This is a genomic window from Ohtaekwangia koreensis (assembly GCF_900167975.1).
Taxonomy (GTDB): domain Bacteria; phylum Bacteroidota; class Bacteroidia; order Cytophagales; family Cyclobacteriaceae; genus Ohtaekwangia; species Ohtaekwangia koreensis.
On record NZ_FUZU01000002.1, the window covers coordinates 7,501 to 26,854 of the forward strand.

The window sequence follows — 19,354 nt, forward strand, 5'->3', positions numbered from 1 at the left end:
TTCTGCGAATAATGAAAAGCAATTTGCTCCTCAAGTATCTGCTTGATTTCACTTTTGAACCGTATCATATCTGTAGACTTGCCAGCATCGATTTTATTTTTCAACAAATTCAACTGTCCCTCAAGTTCATTATAATATTTTTCTTTCCTCGCTGTCTCAATCAACAGTTTGGTATTTCGTTCGAGGGATGTAGAGTATGAGAATTTATTTTCCTTAATGAGCTTCATAAATTTCTCATAATCATTATCGGTAAGGTGGAAAGATTTCAGGTCTGGTTGATTCGAATTCTCCGCGCAATAACGCGATGCAAATTCAAATACCCACCCGGAACTTATTAGCGCAGAGGTGACCGTGCCGACAGGTTCGTATTCAACCGTAACGTCAGGATCAAGACCTCCTCCATCATAAACTTTTCTTCCTTGCTTGGTTTTAAATTCCGATTTTAACGAATCGGCTACACGCTCTACAGTCCCATCATCTTTTCGATGCGTATAATCAAGCGCCTGGATACATCTCCCGCTAGGAACATAATATTTGGCTGTTGTTACTTTCAGCTGAGAATTATAGGCCAATGGACGTGTTGTTTGCACAAGTCCTTTTCCAAAAGTTTTCTTTCCTACTAGCACAGCACGATCATAATCCTGAAGTGAGCCGGCTACAATCTCCGAAGCCGAAGCGCTTCCTTCGCTTACCAATACAATCATTGGAATTTGTGTATCAACCGGACTATTTAATGTAGTATATGTTTTATTCCACTCTTCAACTTTTCCTTTTGTCGACACCACTACTTCACCGCGAGGAATAAATAAACTTACTACGTTCACCGCTTCATGCAGAAGCCCTCCTGGATTTTCCCGAAGATCTAAAATGATTTTTTTTGCGCCTTTTTGTTTTAATTCAATCAACGCACTGGAAACCTCGTTGGCTGCGCCAGAAGTAAAATCATCCAGACGGATATATCCTATTTCCGATTCCACCAAACCATAGTAGGCCAAGTTATCAATGCTTATTTTTTCACGTTTGATTTTAAATGTGAGATCATCTTTTTGTCCGTAACGCCTTACTTTAATTTCGATCTCCGTTTTAGGTTGGCCTTTAAGTAATGCACTAACATCTGATGTTGATTTTCCCTGCACATCTTTTCCATCCACGGAAATGATTTCATCTCCAACTTTAATCCCCGAGCGATACGCTGGGAAATCTTTATAGGGAAATGTTACGACTGTTTTTTTATTTATGATTCCGATCAATGCTCCTATACCACCATACTGACCAGTGGTTGAGATACGAAAAGATTCAATTTCATCTTCCGGTATATAGTCTGTGTACGGATCAAGCGATTCCAGCATTCCATCAATCCCTTTTCGAATGAGCTTCTGTGGCTCGACCTCATCTACATAGTAAGCGTTGATCTCTTTAAAGAGCGTGGCGAAAATGTCGAGGCTCTTTGCAATGTCGAAATACTTCTCTGCAGGTCTTCTAAAAGCGAATGCAAGTACTACACCGAGTACTAGAATCAATGGCCATTTAATTCTTCTCCACATATAATAGCTTTCTGGTTGCTGGCTCTTGTGCAAATGCGAACGGATGCTAAGTAAATATAAAGAGTATTCGATTTACTCCCTATATCTATATCATCAGAAGTTTTGAGGTTAAACGCTTCCGGAATTTTTAACCGGGGCTTTGGGGATTTTTTTGAATGACTGAAGCATTCTGCGCTTAATCTCCTCGAATAGCAAAATTTCTTTGTGAGCGTAGATATACCCGATCATCAATGGTGCTTCCGGCAGGAATTGCTTTTGTAAGCGATAGGCCTCTCTCATTCGCCTTTTAATCAAATTTCGATCAACGGCGCGTTTAAAGTTTCTTTTAGAAACAGAGATCAGAACTTGGTGATGCTCTAACGGCTCAGGACCGGGCATAAAAAACACCTTGAACGGGAACAAATAAAAAGAGGAACCCTTGTCGAAGAGTTCCTGTATTTGTTTTTCCTTTATAAGTCGTTCTTCCTTACGGAACGTAAATTTCCCCATGGAGATCAAAATTAATTCAATCTCTTTCAGGGAATTGAACTACCCGAAAGGGATCTATTTATGCTTTAAGGTCTTCTCGTCAGAAACAGTAAGTTTCTTGCGCCCTTTTCTTCTACGGGAAGCTAACACTCTGCGTCCGTTTGCAGAAGCCATTCTCTCACGGAAACCGTGTTTGTTCTTTCTCTTTCTGCGGGAAGGTTGATATGTACGTTTCATAGTAATCCGTTTTTACCCTTACTTTTTAAGGGCTGCAAAGATGGCCAGGATTTGCCGATTTTACAAACCATCCTACAAGGATTTCTTCCAAGATGGTCATAATCTGTTAAAAACCGTAGTTATCTGCGATTTCAATTTTCTATTTGAACAAAAATCAGGCAACTAAATCTGCCAATATTTTCTTCGCTTGTTCCGGATCGAGTCTTGGACCCCATTGTGTTACTACCCGTGATGATGCCAGAGACGCTAACTTTCCAGCTTCTGCATAACTATGATTGTGGGTGATACCAAATAAAAAGGCACCCGCGAACATATCGCCTGCTCCATTGGTATCGATCGCCTGAACTTTGTAAGGTTCAATTTGAATAAAAGTGTCGCCATCAAAAATCAATGCTCCGTTGGCACCCAGTGTGATCACGAATCTCTTGGCAACCTGTCTTAATTTTTCGCGTGCCTCGAGGATGGTTGATGTTCCGGTAAAGATCATAGCCTCTTCATCATTACAAAAAAGAAGATCAACGCTGGCTCCTACTATCTCTTCCATTTGCTTCGGGAAATATTTCACCATGCTTGGATCAGAGAATGTGAGTGCTACTTGCACATTATTTTTTTCAGCAATACGCTTTGCTTCTTTTATCGCCTCAAGTCCTTTTGGACTAGCTACTAAATAACCTTCCAGGTATACATATGAAGAGTCTTTGATAGCGCTTTCATCTAACTGCTCAGGTGAAAGAAAAGAACTCACTCCTAAAAATGTATTCATGGTACGATGCGCATCCGGTGACGTCATCACCAGGCAGCGACCGGAATGTCCTTCAGGACAATTTTCGTATTTCAGATTTGTATCAACGCCATTTCTCTTCAGATCATCCAAAAAGAATTTACCAAGAGTGTCATGTGCTACGAGGCATGAATAAAAACTTTTCCCGCCAAACTGATTGATTGCAACCACAGTATTCCCTGCGGAACCCCCACCGGTCATTTTGCTTTTCTGCATGTCGATTACTTTCATCAGCTCGAGCTGACGCTTTTCATCTACCAGCGTCATAACGCCTTTCTCTATACCATTCTTTTCAAAGAAGTCATGATCAACTTCGGTTACAATATCAACGATCGCATTGCCAATGCCGTAGACGTTATACTTTTTGCTCATTCCGGTTTCAGATTTTTCCCGCAAGAATACAGAATAAATAGAAGAATACAGTATCTGTGTCTGTTGTACGACTGTGTTATTTCTTTTGAACGTTCATATTCAATGTCATTTTATACTTACGGGCACGATCAGGATAGTCTGTAATAAACCCATCAACTCCCATACCTTTCAATGAAATCATTTCCTTCTCATCATTCACAGTCCAGGGAATAACACGGATTTTCTTTTTGTGAAGTGTATTTACTTTATCCTTTGACAACAACTTATAGTATGGACTATATATAGAAGGATTAAAACCAAGGTCCCTCAGGTTGGCGTCTATGGATTTGATGTTTTCTACCAACGCTGCTAACCGTACTCCGGGATATTTTTTATGCCAGTACTTCAGCACTCTGAAATCAAACGATTGGATAACAACACGTTCGAGCGGCAAATATTCATTGATGATTTTATAAACGAGATCCGAGTATTCTTCTACACCGGGATGATATTTTTTATCACCGTCTGGTGTACTCTTGATCTCAATGTTATAGTCTACTTCGTATTGCGTAGTTGTTTTAATATGACTCTCTGCGGCAATGATTACATCGCGTAAAAGAGGCTTGCTTACCGCGATCTTCTCCTGTTGTGGAAATTTTTCATTCCCTTTTGAACCGCAATCATATTTACTCACATCGGAATATAGCATCTCGTAGATGTTATACTTTTTTTCATCTTTCTCCGCTATAGGATGACCTGCTGTATCCAGACAAATGGAAGCTGACATGAATGGTTCGTGAGAAAGTACTACTTGTTTGTCCTTCGTGATAACGACATCCATTTCTAAGGTCATCACTCCGGAATCCAATGCTATGATAAAAGCAGGAATGGTATTCTCAGGCTTAAGACCGCGTGCACCGCGATGACCTTGTACTTCAAATTTTGGCATATAGACCTGGGCGAAAGATGTTATGGATGTTGCTACCAATAGCAGTACAATGTATTTTATCATGCCCCAAGATAAAACTGCTGTAGACAACCTCCAAGCTCCACGCATGAAGTACGCATTAGCATTCGGTTATAAAAAAACATCCACATACAGCGCGGGAGTCAGGCCAAACCCCTAATCCTATACCCCTCCTGACTCTGCACTGCATGTGGATGCCTATCGACTCCACTATATATACTAGTGTCCTACATTACTCATGTCGACTTTATTTTTTGCCGGTTTTAATATCAATACAAATGGAACACATACGAGAAAAAATATTCCTATACCCAAAAAGACATCCATATAGGTAAGTAACATGGACTGCTTCGTTACCATCAGGTCCATGAGTTTATTTGCCTGCATGGAGGCTTGATCTGCACCAGCGCCATTTGTAAGGAAATTTGCTTTCATACCTGCAAGACGTTCTTGCACATCCAGATCATACGGTGAGATGTGATTTGCAAGGTCTGCGCGATGCTGTACACTTCTGCGACTTATATAGGTACTAATCAACGCTATTCCAAATGATCCACCTAACTGACGAACCATACCGGTAAATGCAGCACCCTGACCAATCTCTTTTCCTTTTAGAGATGAGAGTGCAAGTGTGGTAGTAGGTACAAACAAAAATCCAAGTCCTACACCGCGCAACATCAACATCCAAAAGAAATCACCTTCACCTGTAAACGGAGTAATGATGGTATAGGCCCACAAACTAAATCCGAAGAATATAGAGAAGCCTAAGGCTATCAAGTATTTTTGAGATATACCATTCTGAATTGCTTTCCCTACAATAGGCATCATCAACCCGGTGGCTACTGAACTGGGAACCAACATCAATCCCGATTGTAGTGCAGTCCATCCCAAAGCATTTTGCGTGAACAGCGGTATAACAAAGGTTGATCCGTATAAACCAAAGCCAAGGATAAAGGAGAGAACTGTTCCTATAGCAAGATTCCGGTCTTTTAATACCCGCAATTCAACAGCCGGATCTTTCGCAACAAGTTCCCTCCAAATGAACAAGTATACTCCTAAGACGGCAACCACGGCAAAAGTGATGATCCATATATCTTCAAACCAATCATGCTCCTGTCCTTTCTCCAATACAAACTGAAGAGATCCGACAGCCAAAATCAGGAATAGGATTCCCAACCAGTCAACGTCTGATAATGATTTTTTACCGCCATAGTTCGGACTCTTTACGTACGACAATGTCAAGAGTGTTGCAATAACTCCGATCGGTATATTTATATAGAAGATGTAGGGCCATGAAAAATTGTCTACTATATATCCACCCAACGGAGGGCCTAGTGTAGGACCAACAATCACACCCATGCCGTACAACGCCTGGGCCATACCACGTTTCTCAGGCGGATATACTTCCGTAATAATTGTCTGAGATGTTACGAGTAAAGCACCTCCTCCAAGTCCTTGTATAAAGCGGAAGAACACAAGCTCCCATATATTTGTGGCGTTACCACACAAAAAGGAAGACACTGTAAAGATGATAATGGAAACAGCAAAGTAATTTTTTCTACCGAACTGCTGTGACAACCAACTCGTAAGTGGTACGATGATCACATTGGCAATAGCGTATGCAGTAATTACCCAGCTTACATCATTCAAGGTAGCGCCCAGGTTTCCCTTCATCTCATTGAGCGCCACATTTACGATAGTCGTATCAATGATTTCAAGCAAGGCGCACATCACCGCAGTAATGGTGATGATTACCCGGTTAAAACCATACTCGACCAATGATTCCTGCTGAAGCATCTGATCTCGGTTAATCTATATGTACATCAACAATCACATTCATACCGGCACGCAACAGACTTGCTTTCTCCTGCGATTCAGTCAGTACTATTTTTACCGGTATACGTTGTACTACTTTTACAAAGTTACCAGATGCATTATCGGCTGGTAAGAGCGCAAATTTTGCGCCCGTTGCCGGAGATATAGATTCAACTTTTCCCTTAAAAGATTCATGCGGAAAAGCATCAACTTCAATTTCGACTTCCTGTCCGGGTTTCATTTTTTCAAGCTGTGTCTCCTTAAAGTTTGCAACAACCCATTTCTGTCGCTCTGTTACCAATGCAAAAAGTGATTGTCCGGCTTGTACCAATTGACCTACCTGTGCATTCTTGCGCGAGATAACACCGGCGGCAGGAGCCGTGATATAAGCATACGACAATTGAAGCTTAGCAAACGCTACATCGGCTTCACGCTCTTTTACGACAGTCTCAGCCAATGCTATATTTCGATCACTCACGGTACTCTGTGCTTTACGAGCTGACGTTTCGCGGAAACTTGCTTCGCGTTGACGCTTGGCTACTTCAAGTTGTTTAAGGGCAGCATCACGTTCAGCTTCTGCCTGCTCATATTGTTGCTTCGTTATCGAATTTGTTTTGATCAATTCCTCATAACGTTTAAAGTCCTGCTCCGCTCTTCGTGCTCTTACTTCTGCGATCTCTATATTTCCTTCCGATGCCTGCAGCGTTGATTTGGAACTCAATACATTTTCCTGAGATGTAGTATATCCGGCTCTTACAGCAGCGAGGCTTGCTTTTGCATTTTCTAATGCCGCTTCTGCCTGCAGAACACGCAACGCAAGGTCACGATCATCCAACACAACCAGTGTATCTCCCTTTTTTACTACGGAGTTATCATCAACCAGCAGGCGCGCTATAAAGCCGGGTACTTTTGGAATGATCGGACTGATATCGCTTTCAACCTGCGCATCATCAGTTTCTTCATGATGCCGGCTATGGATATATTTTGTTATACCAAATGCTGCTCCTGCCAAAACCAATACGCCCAGCACCAGAGCAAATCTTTTATTCTTGTTAGTTTTAGTTTCCATACTATATTTTACAATGCTTTTATTGAAGAGTTCCGACTGATTCCTGAAGTTCGTAGTAAGCGATCATACTTTCTGCTCGCGTGGTAGCATAGTTGATCCGTGCCTGAAGTAATGCGACATCAGCTTCCAGGTAATCGGAAAGAATGAGTAAACCTTGTTTGTATTTATTCTGAGAGATCTGAAAATTCTCTTCCGCTTGTTCGATTGCTTTTTCAGTGATCGCGAGTTGCTCCAGTGACTTCTGACAATTCAGATATTTTTCACGGATATTAACCTTCACCTGGTCTGTCATAATCTGCCTGGAAGCTTCTGCCTGTTCAACGCGTGCCCGCGCTTCCTGCATACCATGTGAAGCATGTATAGCACCGGTTATACTATATTTCAGGGATACGCCTCCATTTAAAGCATTGGTGATATTGACTACATTCGGTATAAAGGCGTTTACATATCCGGCCGTTAGGGCTACGGTTGGAAGGCGATTAGCCTTTGCAATTTTATACCCGGATTCTCCGGCCTTTACCTGTACCGTTGCAGATTTCAATTCAGTACGATTTGCAAGTCCTGTCTGAAGGTATTCATCCCAGGTAGTAAGCTTTGCCAATTCAAACATCCCAACAGTATCAATCTCTACGATAGTCTCGTCTGGCAAGCCTAAGAGTATAGCAAGATTATAGTCGGCAAGCTTTACATTGTTATTTACTTCAGTAAGAGCAAGCTCTACATTATTCATCTGCAATTCAGCCTTCAACCGATCATTACGCGCTAAAAGATTTTGCGCCTCTTGATTTTTAAATTCAGTTACACGTTGCTGCTCCTGTTTCAGATTCTCCTCTATCGTTTTACGGGTTTCCAGTAACTCATAATATTGATATATAGCTTTCGCTATTGTGAGTGCAACGTTGCTTTTCGTAGTTTGTGCATCATACTGAGCAGCCTGTTCCAGGTACTCGTTCATAATTTTAGTGTTCCTGGTTCTGAAACCGTTGAACACAGGCCACGATGCAGAGACTTGCAGCAATGCTATATCGTGTAAATTAGCCAACGATGCGAGTGGTGAATCAGAACTTCCACCGTTCGAAGATGATTCTTGTGAAAAACTAACGTTGGGAGTATTCAGATGTAAATAGGTTCCGCTAACACCAACTTCTGGTATTACTTTGTCTTGCGCCTGTTGAAGCTTCGCCTGTGCTTCTTTTACTTTAGCATTGGACACGATCAGTTGCTTACTGTTGACAACACCAAGATCGATGGCCTCTTTCAGCGTAAGCCGTTTAACCGATTGTGCCTGCAACTGCAGTGCGGTAAGCAGGCCGATTATTAGAATACTGATTTTTCTGTACATGGTATATATTCTTATTTCACTAAATAACCTGTGAGTAGATCGTTGAGATATTTTTTCACGCGTAGTCTGTAGCTCTCGTCATCCTCGTTAGCACGCAACCACCGTTTTCTGAAAATCGAATGTGTAGTCTGATACATTACACCAAACAAAGTCGCCATGGCCATATCTATATCTACATCTTTTTTGAAGGCCTTCTTTTTCTGACCTTCTTCCAGAAGCTTGCGTAACTCCGAACTGTTTCTGTTTAGAATTTTGCTGATACCTTCCACTAATTCTGGACGCTGCGTTGTTGACAGTTCACGATGGATAAGCTGATGATACTTGCAGTTAGAAAAGATTTTCTCAACATATAGATCGATCACTTGCAATAACTTCTCTTCCGAAGAGGAAGCAGACTGATTAATATTGTGAAGCTTCAGTCGGGTGCTATCCACTGATTGCTCCATAACCGCCAACAGCAGGTTTTCTTTGGAACCAAAGTGATAGTTAATCAACGCGACATTTACATCAGCCTTCGTTGCGATTTCCCGAACACTGGTCAGGTCAAAGCCTTTTTCTTCAAAAAGCTCACGTGCCGCAGAAAGTATCTTTTCACTTGTCATAATCGTCTTAACGAGGCGCAAAGTTAAACGGTTGTTTAATTTTTAAACAATTGTTTAAAAATTATTTTCTTAAGCCGTATTAACAGAGTTTCAAACGGTTGTAGCAAATGAATGATTTTCAAATTTGATTCATTTTTTAACTTAACGATGATAAAATTAGATGCAGCCAAGGAGCGTGCGTCACTGATTATACCGACATATTTCTGTCAGGCGTGAAATCACTTATCACCAGGGCTGGTGATATTAATTCTGGATTCACAAGGTGCAAAACAAAAATCACTGCTCAATCTCACTGCTCCATACATATTGTAATGAAACAATAAAACTGAACAGTGACTTATGTAAGAATCTGAAGTCTTATCGGATAATGCGCATCATGCCTCCCCGGGGAGGACGCATGCCCATTGGGTTTAGCTGTTTGTTGATCGCATAAATAAAACTGACCATATAATAACGACCTAAAGAATTTGTAGTCTGGCGTTGAAAGTAATTAACGTCAGCTGTTTGTGATACACCTATATTCTTATCCAGAAGATTGTTTACTGAAAATTTAAGTTCGCCACTTTTAGCTTTTAGTAAGAATCGAGAGATGGAAAGGTTCACCAACGGAATAGACTGCTTGTAATCTGTCGTTTTGCTTTCATATACCAGGTACTCAAGTGATGAACTCAGTTGGTAATTTTTCAGAATAGTAAGATTTGCTTCTGCTGTATATGTCTTATTAAAATATAATTGATTGGATGATTTGTTGAACTCATAGTCTGTGGACTGGCGACTGATGTTAGCGCTTAAACTTGCGTCAAAGACTTCTTTATAGCGGTAGTCATAACGCAACCTTCCACCATAAGTCTTTTGAAGGATTCCGCTTTCAACTTCCTCAACAACATTTACACCACTTTGCCTTGTAACATTCGCAGATAAACTAAAGCGGCTGCCAAACTTCTGTATCGGAAAACTAAATGTAGCATCGGTATTGATACGCGTGTTGCTTGATACGTTTACCGGTGTCGATATACGAACTTGTTCTTCCGTATAGCTCTGTGCAGTGGTAATCGAATTTTTCGTATAGGTAGCATCTACAAAAGCGAAGAAACTTACAAACTTGCCCGGCTCAAACGTCATAAAGTTCAACCGTGCATTGTGTGCATAGGCAGGCCGTAAATTCGGATTCCCTATATACCAGTTAAGCTGATCACTATTATCAACCACAGGTTGCAGTTGCTGAATCGTTGGTTCTTGTACTGACGTCTCATAATCAAAGCGAAGATGCTTCGTTGTAGAAAAATCATAATTGAAATGCGCGACCGGCAAAATATTCTGGTATGACTTTGAAATCTTCTGATCCAGTAAAATCAAATCTCCATCGAGGTAAGTTTGTTGAAGGCTACTTCCAAAAGTCAGATTATAGTTTGACCGAACCATTCTGAGATTAAGTCCCGCACGGTGATACTGATAATCGCTCTTATACTGATTGCTGAGTGAAGAATTAAATACATAGTCCTCATTCTCCACATCATAAACCCGTTTGTCAACATCATTCAAATTCTGTCTGAAGGTATAATTCGCTTCAAGGTACCTGCGCTTGCCGAGTGGTTCTGTATAGGAAAGTGTGCCGCTATAGCTTACCGTGTTGGTCTCCTGTATATTGGTTTGTAACACGTTGTTTACCATCTCCCCTTCGGTATAGTATATATTTGTAGCATTCTGATCACCATCACGATCACTATCCGTAACGCTCAACTGTCCATTGACGGAAAGCGTACGCCCCTTCCGGGAAAAGCGATGACGCCATAGCAGATTTGTATTCAGATTTACTGAACTGCCAGCGGAAGACGTACTTCCGATACTTTCATTTTGAAGTATACCGCCAGCATCCAGATTTTGGCTTTCACTTTTTGTATTGGATTCTGTTTCATTATACGTAACACTCGTAACCATTTTCAATGAATTCATAGAATCCAGCTTATGTTCCAGCGTAGCATTAACACGATGATTGGCATTCGTATTCAACTGCCTGCTATGTTGATTAAATTGAAGATTGCCGTTTGATAAATAATTGGTACGCTCGGTTGTAGCATCTATATCGTGATCGAGGTAGTTGTAGAAGTAACTTGTATTAAGCTCCGTTTTTTTATTGAATTCATTATTGAAATTTACACCGCCAGCATAGTTCGTCATGATTCCGCTGTTGCGTCCGCCTATATTTAACGGTATACCAGATTGATTATTCGAATTAAGCTGAACACTTACCTGACCGCGTCCACTCATTAATTGTTGCGCACCACCTGTAAAGCTCATATATTCTTCCATAGAGAAACCTTGTTCATTGGTATTGTTAGCCATACCGAGAACGGAAAGTTGCTGACCTTTTCTGAATCGATTAAGATTCGCTTTGGCCGCAAAGCGATCGTCTGTACCTACTCCACCTTGTACGTTGCCAAATATACCATTACGCTTTTCCTCCTTCAGCTCAAGGTTTATAGTCTTTTCACGCTGACCATCATCTATACCCGAGAATGTTGCCTGATCGGATTTTTTATCAAACACTTGCACTTTATCTATGGCATCAGCAGGAAGATTCCGCGTAGCCAATTTAGGATCGGTTCCAAAAAAAGTTTTGCCATCCACCGTTATTCGCTTTACCTGCTCGCCTTGGGAGCGAATGGTTCCATCATTATCTACTTCAACTCCGGGAAGTTTTTTCAATAATTCTTCTACATTGGAATTCTGGTTAGTCTTAAACGCCAACGCATTATACTCGATCGTGTCGCGCTTTATCACTACGGGTATTTTTTCTGACTGGATCACTACTTCATCGAGCTTTGTCTGCGCAGGGTACATCTTTATTAATCCCAGATCCATAACTTCACTTTCTGTAACATGTAGCAACGAAGAATATGTTTTATACCCTACATACGTGATCTTTAATATATACTCTATCTTCTCCAGATTCTTAATTTCAAATTGCCCGGAATTATTGGAGGCCCCGAAATTCACCAGCGATGAATCCTTTGGATTTAACAAAATAACCGTAGCGCCTTGCAAAGCATGAGAAACGGAATCAACCACTTGCCCTGTAATCGTGATCTTTTGCGCCAGTGAAAGCTGCGTTATGAATAGGAGAAATATTAAAAGTCGCTTCATAGTATGAGTTTATGAAATCCAGGAATGGAAATTATTTTGAACTATATATAGTATAGATTGACCAGGTCTTAACAGGTTAATTCCTGATCATGACATTTCCACCTTCCCGGCCCATGCGTTGCATTTGCGCTTCTACCATCTTGCGAAATTCCTTCTCCGTAATTTTAGTGCCTCCCGAAGAGATTTTGAGCTCGCCTTTTTTCAAGGTTCTTTTCTCTATCTTTTGTACCGTGATCACTCTTTCACCATTGTTCATATCGATTTGGATCACCGTTCCGGGCAGCGTATTAAAATTTTCCGGACCCATATAGGGGCGCAACTTGTCGGTATACCAGGCTACTATATTTTGCTTGCGATCTTCAATATATAGTGTGGCCTGACGGCATTCATATCCATTGATTGTCTTTACTTTCGCTCCAAATTTCCAGGGCGTTATCTTTAAGGAGTCCTCGATCAGATATTTCTTACCCATAAATTCCTGTAGTGTGACACGCTTTGAAGCACTATGATTAAAATAATACTCTGCCTCAGGTCTTCTGAATCGCATGCGCACATTGCCACCTTCATCTGCAAAATCATCTTCTTCCTCTATCACAGGTTTATACAATGATTCCGTCTCATTAAAGAAAAGCTGGTCGCTGCTGATATTGAATTCCGGCATCATCTCTTTCATCCCTTCACGATCAGGAGGAAGCCTGCGATGCATATTTACTTTCACCTCATAGGTGATAACACCTTCCGTAGTTTGACCAAACACAAAATGAGCAGCCATCATGGACACAACAGTGCCCAGAATTATCAGGATTCGTTTCATAGTAATAGAAATTTGCATATTGATTTTACAATCGTAAATGTACTGGCAGGGATAACTGCCAACGGTTAATGGTTCTGAAAGGAATGTTAATTAACGTTAAAGAAGTACATCCTACGTTACAACTACGTTAACTTTGTGAACCGTTATCTACTCCTATGAATGAGTAATGGTTACTCTTGTTGTGATTGGGGATTAAGAAATAACAGTTTAACCATTGAGCGGATAAGGCCAGGCAAGACTAAAAATGATGAAGCGAAAAGATATAGTGATTCTTATACTTATGGTCAGCAGCATTGTGTTGTTGATCACACTCCAGGTATTCTGGTTGCAAAACTCCTATGAAAAAGCATTTTATGACTTGAGGCGTCAAACGAATACTATATTTCGCAACACGGTGTTAACGCTCCGCGATTCTGCTTTCTCAAAAAACATCCAGGCTGTTTCAGTAGATTCTTTAGGCCCGAAGCTGACACTTGCAATGCCTGGAGAGTCCGCTGCATTTGGACTGCGTGATTCTGTAAAGAGTATTGCAGCCCAAAATCAAAATGTTCAGGTATATATATCCACTCAGTATGGAGATTCTGTGTCGAAAGATGAATTAAAGCCTGTTGTTGCCGGCATCCAGAATATCCGGTTCCGAAGCGCAAAAGGATATGCTAAAAATTTCATTGTGCGGCTTGGTGCCGATACTTTAAACAGCGATAGCCTGCAGCACCAATTTAAGCGCGCACTCGCCAGTGAATCGCTTGCTATACCTTTTACAATAAAACACATACAACACATACCGCTGGAACGTTCGGAATTTTTTCCGGATTTCGGTCATAAGGAATTTATTCGTGAGCGAGGCCGGAGCGATACGCAGGAAACTATATTTAGCGATACCCTACATTCAGAGCCTGTCCGATTAAATCCTGCCCATCATTATACAGCCTCGATGACTGGTATACGGAGCACAGTATTGGCTGAAATCACGCCACAGATTTTATTTTCTGCATTTCTTACCATCACTATTTTGATTGCTTTCATCGTGATGTATTTGAATATACGTTCGCAGCAACGGCTCATGGCACTTAAAAATGATTTTATAAGCAACGTTACGCATGAGTTGAAGACCCCTGTCGCCACGGTGAGTGTTGCCATAGAAGCGCTGAGGAGTTTTCAGGCGAAGAGCAATCCGAAACTTGCAGCCGAATATTTAGATATAGCGCAAAGCGAATTGAATCGACTCACGTTAATGACAGACAAAATCCTCAAGACTTCGATCTTTGAGAATCATGGTATAGATTTTAAACCTGAGCCCATAAATCTTGACGAAACGCTGCAACAAGTGCTTGCGTCTATGAAACTGATTTTCGAAAAGCGAGGTGCTGCTGTTAACTATATCAAGGAAGGAAATGATTTCGAGATGCAGGGCAGTTCGCTACATGTCACGAATGTGATTCATAATCTTATTGACAATGCATTGAAGTATAGTCTTAAAAATCCATTTATACTCATTACATTAAAAAATTCATCGGATAAGCTAACATTACTGGTAGAAGACCGCGGAATAGGTATACCGAAAGAATATCACAAAAAAATATTTGAGAAGTTCTTTCGCGTTCCTACAGGAGATGTACACAACGCCAAAGGCTATGGCCTCGGACTAAATTACGTGGCCAGTGTAATAAAAAGTCATGGCGGAAAAATTGAAGTGGAAAGTGAAGTTGGCGTTGGAAGTCTGTTTAGAATTGCATTGCCGAAATACTGAAAGACGGCAGAGATTACAAATCGGAGATAATAAGATGAAAGATATACTTTACAAAGCGAGCGAATCGTGCATAAACGTTATGCGCTTAACCACTCGTTCACAACAACACACACTAAAATCTTCGTGACTTTTAAATCACCTATGGCAAAAATAAAAATACTTTACGTTGAAGATGAGCCTTTCCTGGGAAGAATTGTGAAGGAGAGCCTGGAGAGTCGTGATTTTGAAGTGATCATGGTAACGGATGGCAACGATGCTGTTACCGAATTCAAAAAATCGCTGCCTGATATATGTATACTTGACGTCATGCTTCCGTCTAAAGATGGTTATGCCATTGCACAGGAAATTCACCAGGTTGCGCCTGCGATACCGATCATTTTTGTTACTGCTAAAACACAGACGGAAGATCTGTTGAAAGGATTCGAGTCCGGAGGGAACGACTATATACGCAAGCCTTTTAGCATGGAGGAGTTGATCGTGAGAATCAATAACTTATTGCACATTACACAGCATCAAAAAAATAGCAATGGACATGATGGCATAATGATTGGTGCGTATCAATTTGTGCCGTTGCGGTATGAGCTCCGCTATAAAGATTTCGTGAAAAAGCTTTCGCATCGTGAGTCTACGCTTTTACAAGCGCTGGTGGAAAACAAGAATGCTACCGTTCTTCGTAAAGATATACTTATGAAGTTATGGGGCGATGACTCGTTTTTCAATTCACGAAACCTGGATGTATACATTACCAAGCTTCGCGATTACCTGAAGGAAGATTCTTCTATTGAGATTATCACCATCAAAGGCATCGGCTATCATTTTGCAGTGGGCTGATTCAATGAATGTTCCCTTACTTCAAGTTTATACCCAACGCCGTGAACATTAAGAATGGAAACATCCGGATCATCTTTCAGGAGCTTTCGGAGTCGTGATATAAATACATCCATACTTCTGCCTACAAAATATCCTTCATCCTCCCAGATGGCCTTCTGAATAATATCACGGTCGATCACCTTATTCCGATTAATACAAAATAATTTCAATAGCTTCGCTTCTTTATTGGTAAGTTCCTGTACGCGTGTGCCTGAAGTGATCAACTGATTGGCGAAGTCACACATCAATGTTCCCAATGGATATATAAATTGTTCATCAGCCTTAGTCGGCTGATCATATACCCTTTTCAGAATCGTTTCTATACGGAGCAAAAACTCTTCTATACTAAAGGGTTTCGTGATATAATCGTCTGCCCCGAGTTTAAATCCCTGGATACGATCCTCTTTCATGGATTTGGCCGTAAGGAATATAATCGGGACTTGCAGACTTAATTTCCGAATGTCATACGCCAGTGCAAAACCATCTTTTTGCGGAAGCATTACATCCAGGATACATAAATCATACTTTACCTTTACAAAAGCACTCAAAGCCGACTGTCCGTCTGTATATATATCTACAGTATAGCCAGCCATCTCGAGATTATCCTGTAACATAAAGCCCATGTTACGATCATCTTCCGCCAACAATATCTTTCTCGGGGTTATGCGCATTCTCAATAACTCTGAAAATATAAATCGAACCGGCTTCCTTGATTTTCTTCACTGCTCACCGTAACGATTCCATTATGTGCCTTTACAATTTGCTGCACGTAGGTGAGCCCAAGCCCAAATCCTTTTATATCGTGTTGATTGCCGGTAGCTGCACGATAGAATTTATCAAAGATAAATTTCTGGACATCGTGTTTGATTCCTATACCCTTATCCGCGATGCTGATCTGAATTCCGGCTTCATGATTTCGTGTTGTGATGGTAATCTCCGGATTTAAAGGAGAATACTTATCCGCATTGTCCAATAGGTTATAGAAAAGATTTGTGAGATGAAAAGGATCGCCTGTCAGCTGTGCCGGAGATGCCAGCAGGTGTTTTATGATTTTTCCTTGTCTGGATTGGAGGCGAAGTTCAAAATTAGAGATCACTGAATTGATCAACTGATTTATATCAATCTCCTTTTTATTCAGATTTACTTCACCGCGTTCCATTTGGGCGGTCTGCAATACCTGCTCTACATGAAATTTAAGCCTCTGATTTTCCTCATGTATAATATTCGCATACCGCATGGCCTTCTTACTATCGACCGGTGTAACGGCTCGCAACACTTCACTGGCCATACCTATATTTGCGATGGGCGTTTGCAACTCGTGCGTCATATTGTTAAGGAAGTCCGTTTTTATTTCAGCGAGTTTTTTCTGCTTTGATAAATCCATCACCATATAGGAGAATACAACCAGGACGAGCAGAAATATAGCAGCAGTTATGATCCATATATTCAAAGATCCTAAAATGTCAGTACGCTTATCCGGAAAGGTAATGGAGAAATCCATTTTTGCTACGACAGGCTCACGGTTGCGACATGTTGCATCACCTTCTGTGAGTGCCCCCTGTTGATAAAAATTTCCATACAACAACACATTGCTCTGATGTTCATATACCCCCAGCTCGAATGAAGTATATATACCATGCTTCTTAAATTCCGATCGAATCAAAGAGTCTAGTAATGCATACTCAATCTTTCTGTTCAGCGTAACAAAAAAAGCGTTGGATGCTGTGTGTTGAACCGGATCGATGCGTCCTGAGAAATCCTTTTGAGATTTCAATAAATTATCGGCGACATTCCGTAATGCCAGGTTAACACTCTTATCAAATTGAGCCTCCTCTAGTTTATACGCGTGTACAAACCAATAGATCTGCATCACCAGCAAGCCCACAAGCGCGGTGAGTGTCGTAACGATCAGTATTCTATATACCCTGGCTTTCATTCTAAATTCTGTAAGTAAATGTAGCGCTTAATTCTATGGCTATCGCAGAATTTACATTTCGTTAACATCTTTTTACAACGGCTTTACAAAAAGAAAAGTGAATGCCGGTAGGTTTGAAAAACAAATCAACAACAAGCTCATGAAAATAATTACCCTTCTATTCATTACCCTAAGCGCCTTTACTTTTCGAGAACCCGCGGTTTCTTACAAGGTGGATCTAAAGCAAAGTTCTGTGCGCTGGACTGGTTACTATTCGTTTAGTTTCGGTGAGCACACCGGCACCATCAATCTTACAAAGGGAGAATTATCCATGACAAGTGATCAATTGACTGGTGGAAACTTCGAGATCGACATGAATAGTTTGCAAGACACTGACATGCCCGCGAACGATGGTGGCAATGACCTGACCGAACACTTAAAAGGTGACGACTTCTTTTCAACAACGAAGTTTCCTTCCGCACTATTTGAAATCACCAAGGTAGAAAAGGTTAAAGATGCAACTGCCAATCAACCTAACTATGATATAACAGGAACCTTAACATTAAAAGGAATTAAGAATCAACTCAAGTTTCCGGCAAGCATTACGTCTAACGGGAGTACTGTTAAAGTTCAGGCGAAATTTAAATTTGATCGCACGAAATGGAACGTCCGTTATAATTCCGGGAGATTCTTCAGTGATATAGGCGATGGCGCGATCTCCGATGCTATAGGAATTGAATTGAGTTTGCTGGCCACTAAATAATTATACTATGAAACTATATTTCTTAATATTCATTTACAGCCTTTGTGCTATACAGGCACAGGCCCAAGGGGACGCTGAAAAAATCTACGTCAGTCATGACCAGGGCGACTCCTGGAAACCAATCCACACCGGGCTTCCGGAAGATGTAGTGATCAATAACTGGACAATGCATCGCGATGCTGTTGTAATTGCCACCGATGCGCACGGCATATTTATATCTGATGATAAATTTAAAACCTGGCATGCTGCCAACTTTGGATTACCACAACACGTAAAGATCGATGCCCTTATTTCATTTGATAATATAATCCTGGCAGGAACTTCTCAAAACGGTATATATATGTCTTACAATGACGGTGACTCCTGGCAGACATGCAATATTGGGTTAAAGAACATGACGGTGCGATGCTTCTATATCTATAACAACACACTTTTTGCAGGAACAAATGATGGGATATATTACTCATACGACAAAGGTCGTTCGTGGACAGCATCTATGCGTAGCGTTCAAATAAATGCTTTTACGGCTTTGAATAAAACGCTGTTTGCAGCCACCCGACTTGGTGCTTACCGATCGGATGACAATGGAAGAAGCTGGAATGCCAGCGGGAGCAACGGAGCCATGGCATCCATTGGGGTAGATGGCGACAATCTGGTTGCTATACTATATCAAGGACAATCCTTTGTGTCCACTGATCGTGGCGCTGTTTGGCTTGATACAAAGTCATTTTTTTACCAGTATACTTTTCGCCTTACACCTACCAGCACAAAACAGCTAATATCCAATTGGAGAAGAACCCTGAGACTCCCATACTATCAACAACTCACCGGCCCGCAAGGCTTACCGAATGTTCCTTTTAATTTGCTACTGGATACACCGTATGGTATACTAACTGCTTCCAGCAAACGAGATGGTTGTTGA

17 protein-coding genes (1 of these 17 cut by a window edge) are annotated in these 19,354 nt (G+C 41.0%); 4 read left to right on the forward strand and 13 right to left on the reverse strand.

Annotated features, from left to right (window positions below; translation table 11 throughout):
* The 11 genes from B5Y40_RS12790 to B5Y40_RS12840 all read right to left on the reverse strand — a co-directional run.
* Positions 1-1,544 carry the 5' portion of a S41 family peptidase gene (locus B5Y40_RS12790; RefSeq protein WP_079687196.1) on the reverse strand. Its footprint begins 106 nt before the window's first position, so only the first 1,544 of its 1,650 coding nucleotides appear in the window; it begins with the start codon at positions 1,542-1,544; its stop codon lies off the left edge, out of view.
* A 108-nt stretch (positions 1,545-1,652) separates the two neighbouring features.
* A complete protein-coding gene (rnpA, locus tag B5Y40_RS12795; protein ID WP_079687197.1) occupies positions 1,653-2,033 on the reverse strand; it encodes a ribonuclease P protein component in 381 nt (126 codons plus the stop codon).
* Positions 2,034-2,087: 54 nt separating this feature from the next.
* Positions 2,088-2,249, reverse strand: a complete 162-nt coding sequence (rpmH, locus tag B5Y40_RS12800; RefSeq protein WP_079687198.1) for a 50S ribosomal protein L34 — start codon at positions 2,247-2,249, stop codon at positions 2,088-2,090.
* Positions 2,250-2,403: 154 nt separating this feature from the next.
* Positions 2,404-3,402, reverse strand: a complete 999-nt coding sequence (locus tag B5Y40_RS12805) for an adenosine kinase (RefSeq protein ID WP_079687199.1) — start codon at positions 3,400-3,402, stop codon at positions 2,404-2,406.
* Between the two features lie 76 nt (positions 3,403-3,478).
* On the reverse strand, positions 3,479-4,393 hold the full coding sequence (locus B5Y40_RS12810) for a glycerophosphodiester phosphodiesterase family protein (RefSeq protein ID WP_245840542.1): 915 nt from the start codon (positions 4,391-4,393) through the stop codon (positions 3,479-3,481).
* A gap of 174 nt (positions 4,394-4,567) precedes the next feature.
* A complete protein-coding gene (locus B5Y40_RS12815) occupies positions 4,568-6,145 on the reverse strand; it encodes a DHA2 family efflux MFS transporter permease subunit (RefSeq protein WP_079687200.1) in 1,578 nt (525 codons plus the stop codon).
* A 10-nt stretch (positions 6,146-6,155) separates the two neighbouring features.
* Positions 6,156-7,232 carry an HlyD family secretion protein gene (locus tag B5Y40_RS12820; RefSeq protein ID WP_079687201.1) on the reverse strand — a complete coding sequence of 359 codons (1,077 nt, stop codon included), beginning with the start codon at positions 7,230-7,232 and terminating at the stop codon, positions 6,156-6,158.
* Positions 7,233-7,251: 19 nt separating this feature from the next.
* Positions 7,252-8,574, reverse strand: a complete 1,323-nt coding sequence (locus B5Y40_RS12825; protein WP_079687202.1) for a TolC family protein — start codon at positions 8,572-8,574, stop codon at positions 7,252-7,254.
* 11 nt (positions 8,575-8,585) lie between these two features.
* Positions 8,586-9,176, reverse strand: a complete 591-nt coding sequence (locus B5Y40_RS12830) for a TetR family transcriptional regulator (RefSeq protein ID WP_079687203.1) — start codon at positions 9,174-9,176, stop codon at positions 8,586-8,588.
* Between the two features lie 357 nt (positions 9,177-9,533).
* Entirely contained in the window at positions 9,534-12,320 is a 2,787-nt protein-coding gene (locus tag B5Y40_RS12835) for an outer membrane beta-barrel family protein (RefSeq protein WP_079687204.1), read from the reverse strand.
* Positions 12,321-12,396: 76 nt separating this feature from the next.
* Positions 12,397-13,134, reverse strand: coding sequence for a GLPGLI family protein (locus tag B5Y40_RS12840; RefSeq protein ID WP_079687205.1), 738 nt, complete (start codon positions 13,132-13,134; stop codon positions 12,397-12,399).
* A 244-nt stretch (positions 13,135-13,378) separates the two neighbouring features.
* Between B5Y40_RS12840 and B5Y40_RS12845 the strand changes: the two genes are divergently transcribed.
* A complete protein-coding gene (locus B5Y40_RS12845; protein ID WP_079687206.1) occupies positions 13,379-14,884 on the forward strand; it encodes a sensor histidine kinase in 1,506 nt (501 codons plus the stop codon).
* Positions 14,885-15,025: 141 nt separating this feature from the next.
* The gene (locus tag B5Y40_RS12850; RefSeq protein WP_079687207.1) at positions 15,026-15,715 is read left to right on the forward strand and encodes a response regulator transcription factor; all 690 of its coding nucleotides are present in this window, start codon (positions 15,026-15,028) and stop codon (positions 15,713-15,715) included.
* Here B5Y40_RS12850 and B5Y40_RS12855 read toward each other — a convergent pair.
* Positions 15,697-16,425 (reverse strand): response regulator transcription factor, encoded by a 729-nt coding sequence (locus B5Y40_RS12855; RefSeq protein WP_079687208.1) that lies wholly within the window; start codon positions 16,423-16,425, stop codon positions 15,697-15,699. The genes B5Y40_RS12850 and B5Y40_RS12855 overlap by 19 nt on opposite strands.
* A 2-nt stretch (positions 16,426-16,427) precedes the next feature.
* Positions 16,428-17,690, reverse strand: coding sequence for a sensor histidine kinase (locus B5Y40_RS12860; RefSeq protein WP_079687209.1), 1,263 nt, complete (start codon positions 17,688-17,690; stop codon positions 16,428-16,430).
* A 139-nt stretch (positions 17,691-17,829) separates the two neighbouring features.
* Between B5Y40_RS12860 and B5Y40_RS12865 the strand changes: the two genes are divergently transcribed.
* On the forward strand, positions 17,830-18,432 hold the full coding sequence (locus tag B5Y40_RS12865) for a YceI family protein (protein WP_143785752.1): 603 nt from the start codon (positions 17,830-17,832) through the stop codon (positions 18,430-18,432).
* Between the two features lie 7 nt (positions 18,433-18,439).
* Positions 18,440-19,354, forward strand: coding sequence for a sialidase family protein (locus B5Y40_RS12870; RefSeq protein WP_079687211.1), 915 nt, complete (start codon positions 18,440-18,442; stop codon positions 19,352-19,354).

Coding starts and splice junctions, on each gene's coding strand:
- rnpA (WP_079687197.1), bottom strand. CDS start 2,033: ATGGGGAAATTTACGTTCCGTAAGGAAGAACGACTTATAAAGGAAAAA.
- rpmH (WP_079687198.1), bottom strand. CDS start 2,249: ATGAAACGTACATATCAACCTTCCCGCAGAAAGAGAAAGAACAAACAC.
- B5Y40_RS12805 (WP_079687199.1), bottom strand. CDS start 3,402: ATGAGCAAAAAGTATAACGTCTACGGCATTGGCAATGCGATCGTTGAT.
- B5Y40_RS12810 (WP_245840542.1), bottom strand. CDS start 4,393: ATGATAAAATACATTGTACTGCTATTGGTAGCAACATCCATAACATCT.
- B5Y40_RS12815 (WP_079687200.1), bottom strand. CDS start 6,145: ATGCTTCAGCAGGAATCATTGGTCGAGTATGGTTTTAACCGGGTAATC.
- B5Y40_RS12820 (WP_079687201.1), bottom strand. CDS start 7,232: ATGGAAACTAAAACTAACAAGAATAAAAGATTTGCTCTGGTGCTGGGC.
- B5Y40_RS12825 (WP_079687202.1), bottom strand. CDS start 8,574: ATGTACAGAAAAATCAGTATTCTAATAATCGGCCTGCTTACCGCACTG.
- B5Y40_RS12830 (WP_079687203.1), bottom strand. CDS start 9,176: ATGACAAGTGAAAAGATACTTTCTGCGGCACGTGAGCTTTTTGAAGAA.
- B5Y40_RS12835 (WP_079687204.1), bottom strand. CDS start 12,320: ATGAAGCGACTTTTAATATTTCTCCTATTCATAACGCAGCTTTCACTG.
- B5Y40_RS12840 (WP_079687205.1), bottom strand. CDS start 13,134: ATGAAACGAATCCTGATAATTCTGGGCACTGTTGTGTCCATGATGGCT.
- B5Y40_RS12845 (WP_079687206.1), top strand. CDS start 13,379: ATGATGAAGCGAAAAGATATAGTGATTCTTATACTTATGGTCAGCAGC.
- B5Y40_RS12850 (WP_079687207.1), top strand. CDS start 15,026: ATGGCAAAAATAAAAATACTTTACGTTGAAGATGAGCCTTTCCTGGGA.
- B5Y40_RS12855 (WP_079687208.1), bottom strand. CDS start 16,425: ATGCGCATAACCCCGAGAAAGATATTGTTGGCGGAAGATGATCGTAAC.
- B5Y40_RS12860 (WP_079687209.1), bottom strand. CDS start 17,690: ATGAAAGCCAGGGTATATAGAATACTGATCGTTACGACACTCACCGCG.
- B5Y40_RS12865 (WP_143785752.1), top strand. CDS start 17,830: ATGAAAATAATTACCCTTCTATTCATTACCCTAAGCGCCTTTACTTTT.
- B5Y40_RS12870 (WP_079687211.1), top strand. CDS start 18,440: ATGAAACTATATTTCTTAATATTCATTTACAGCCTTTGTGCTATACAG.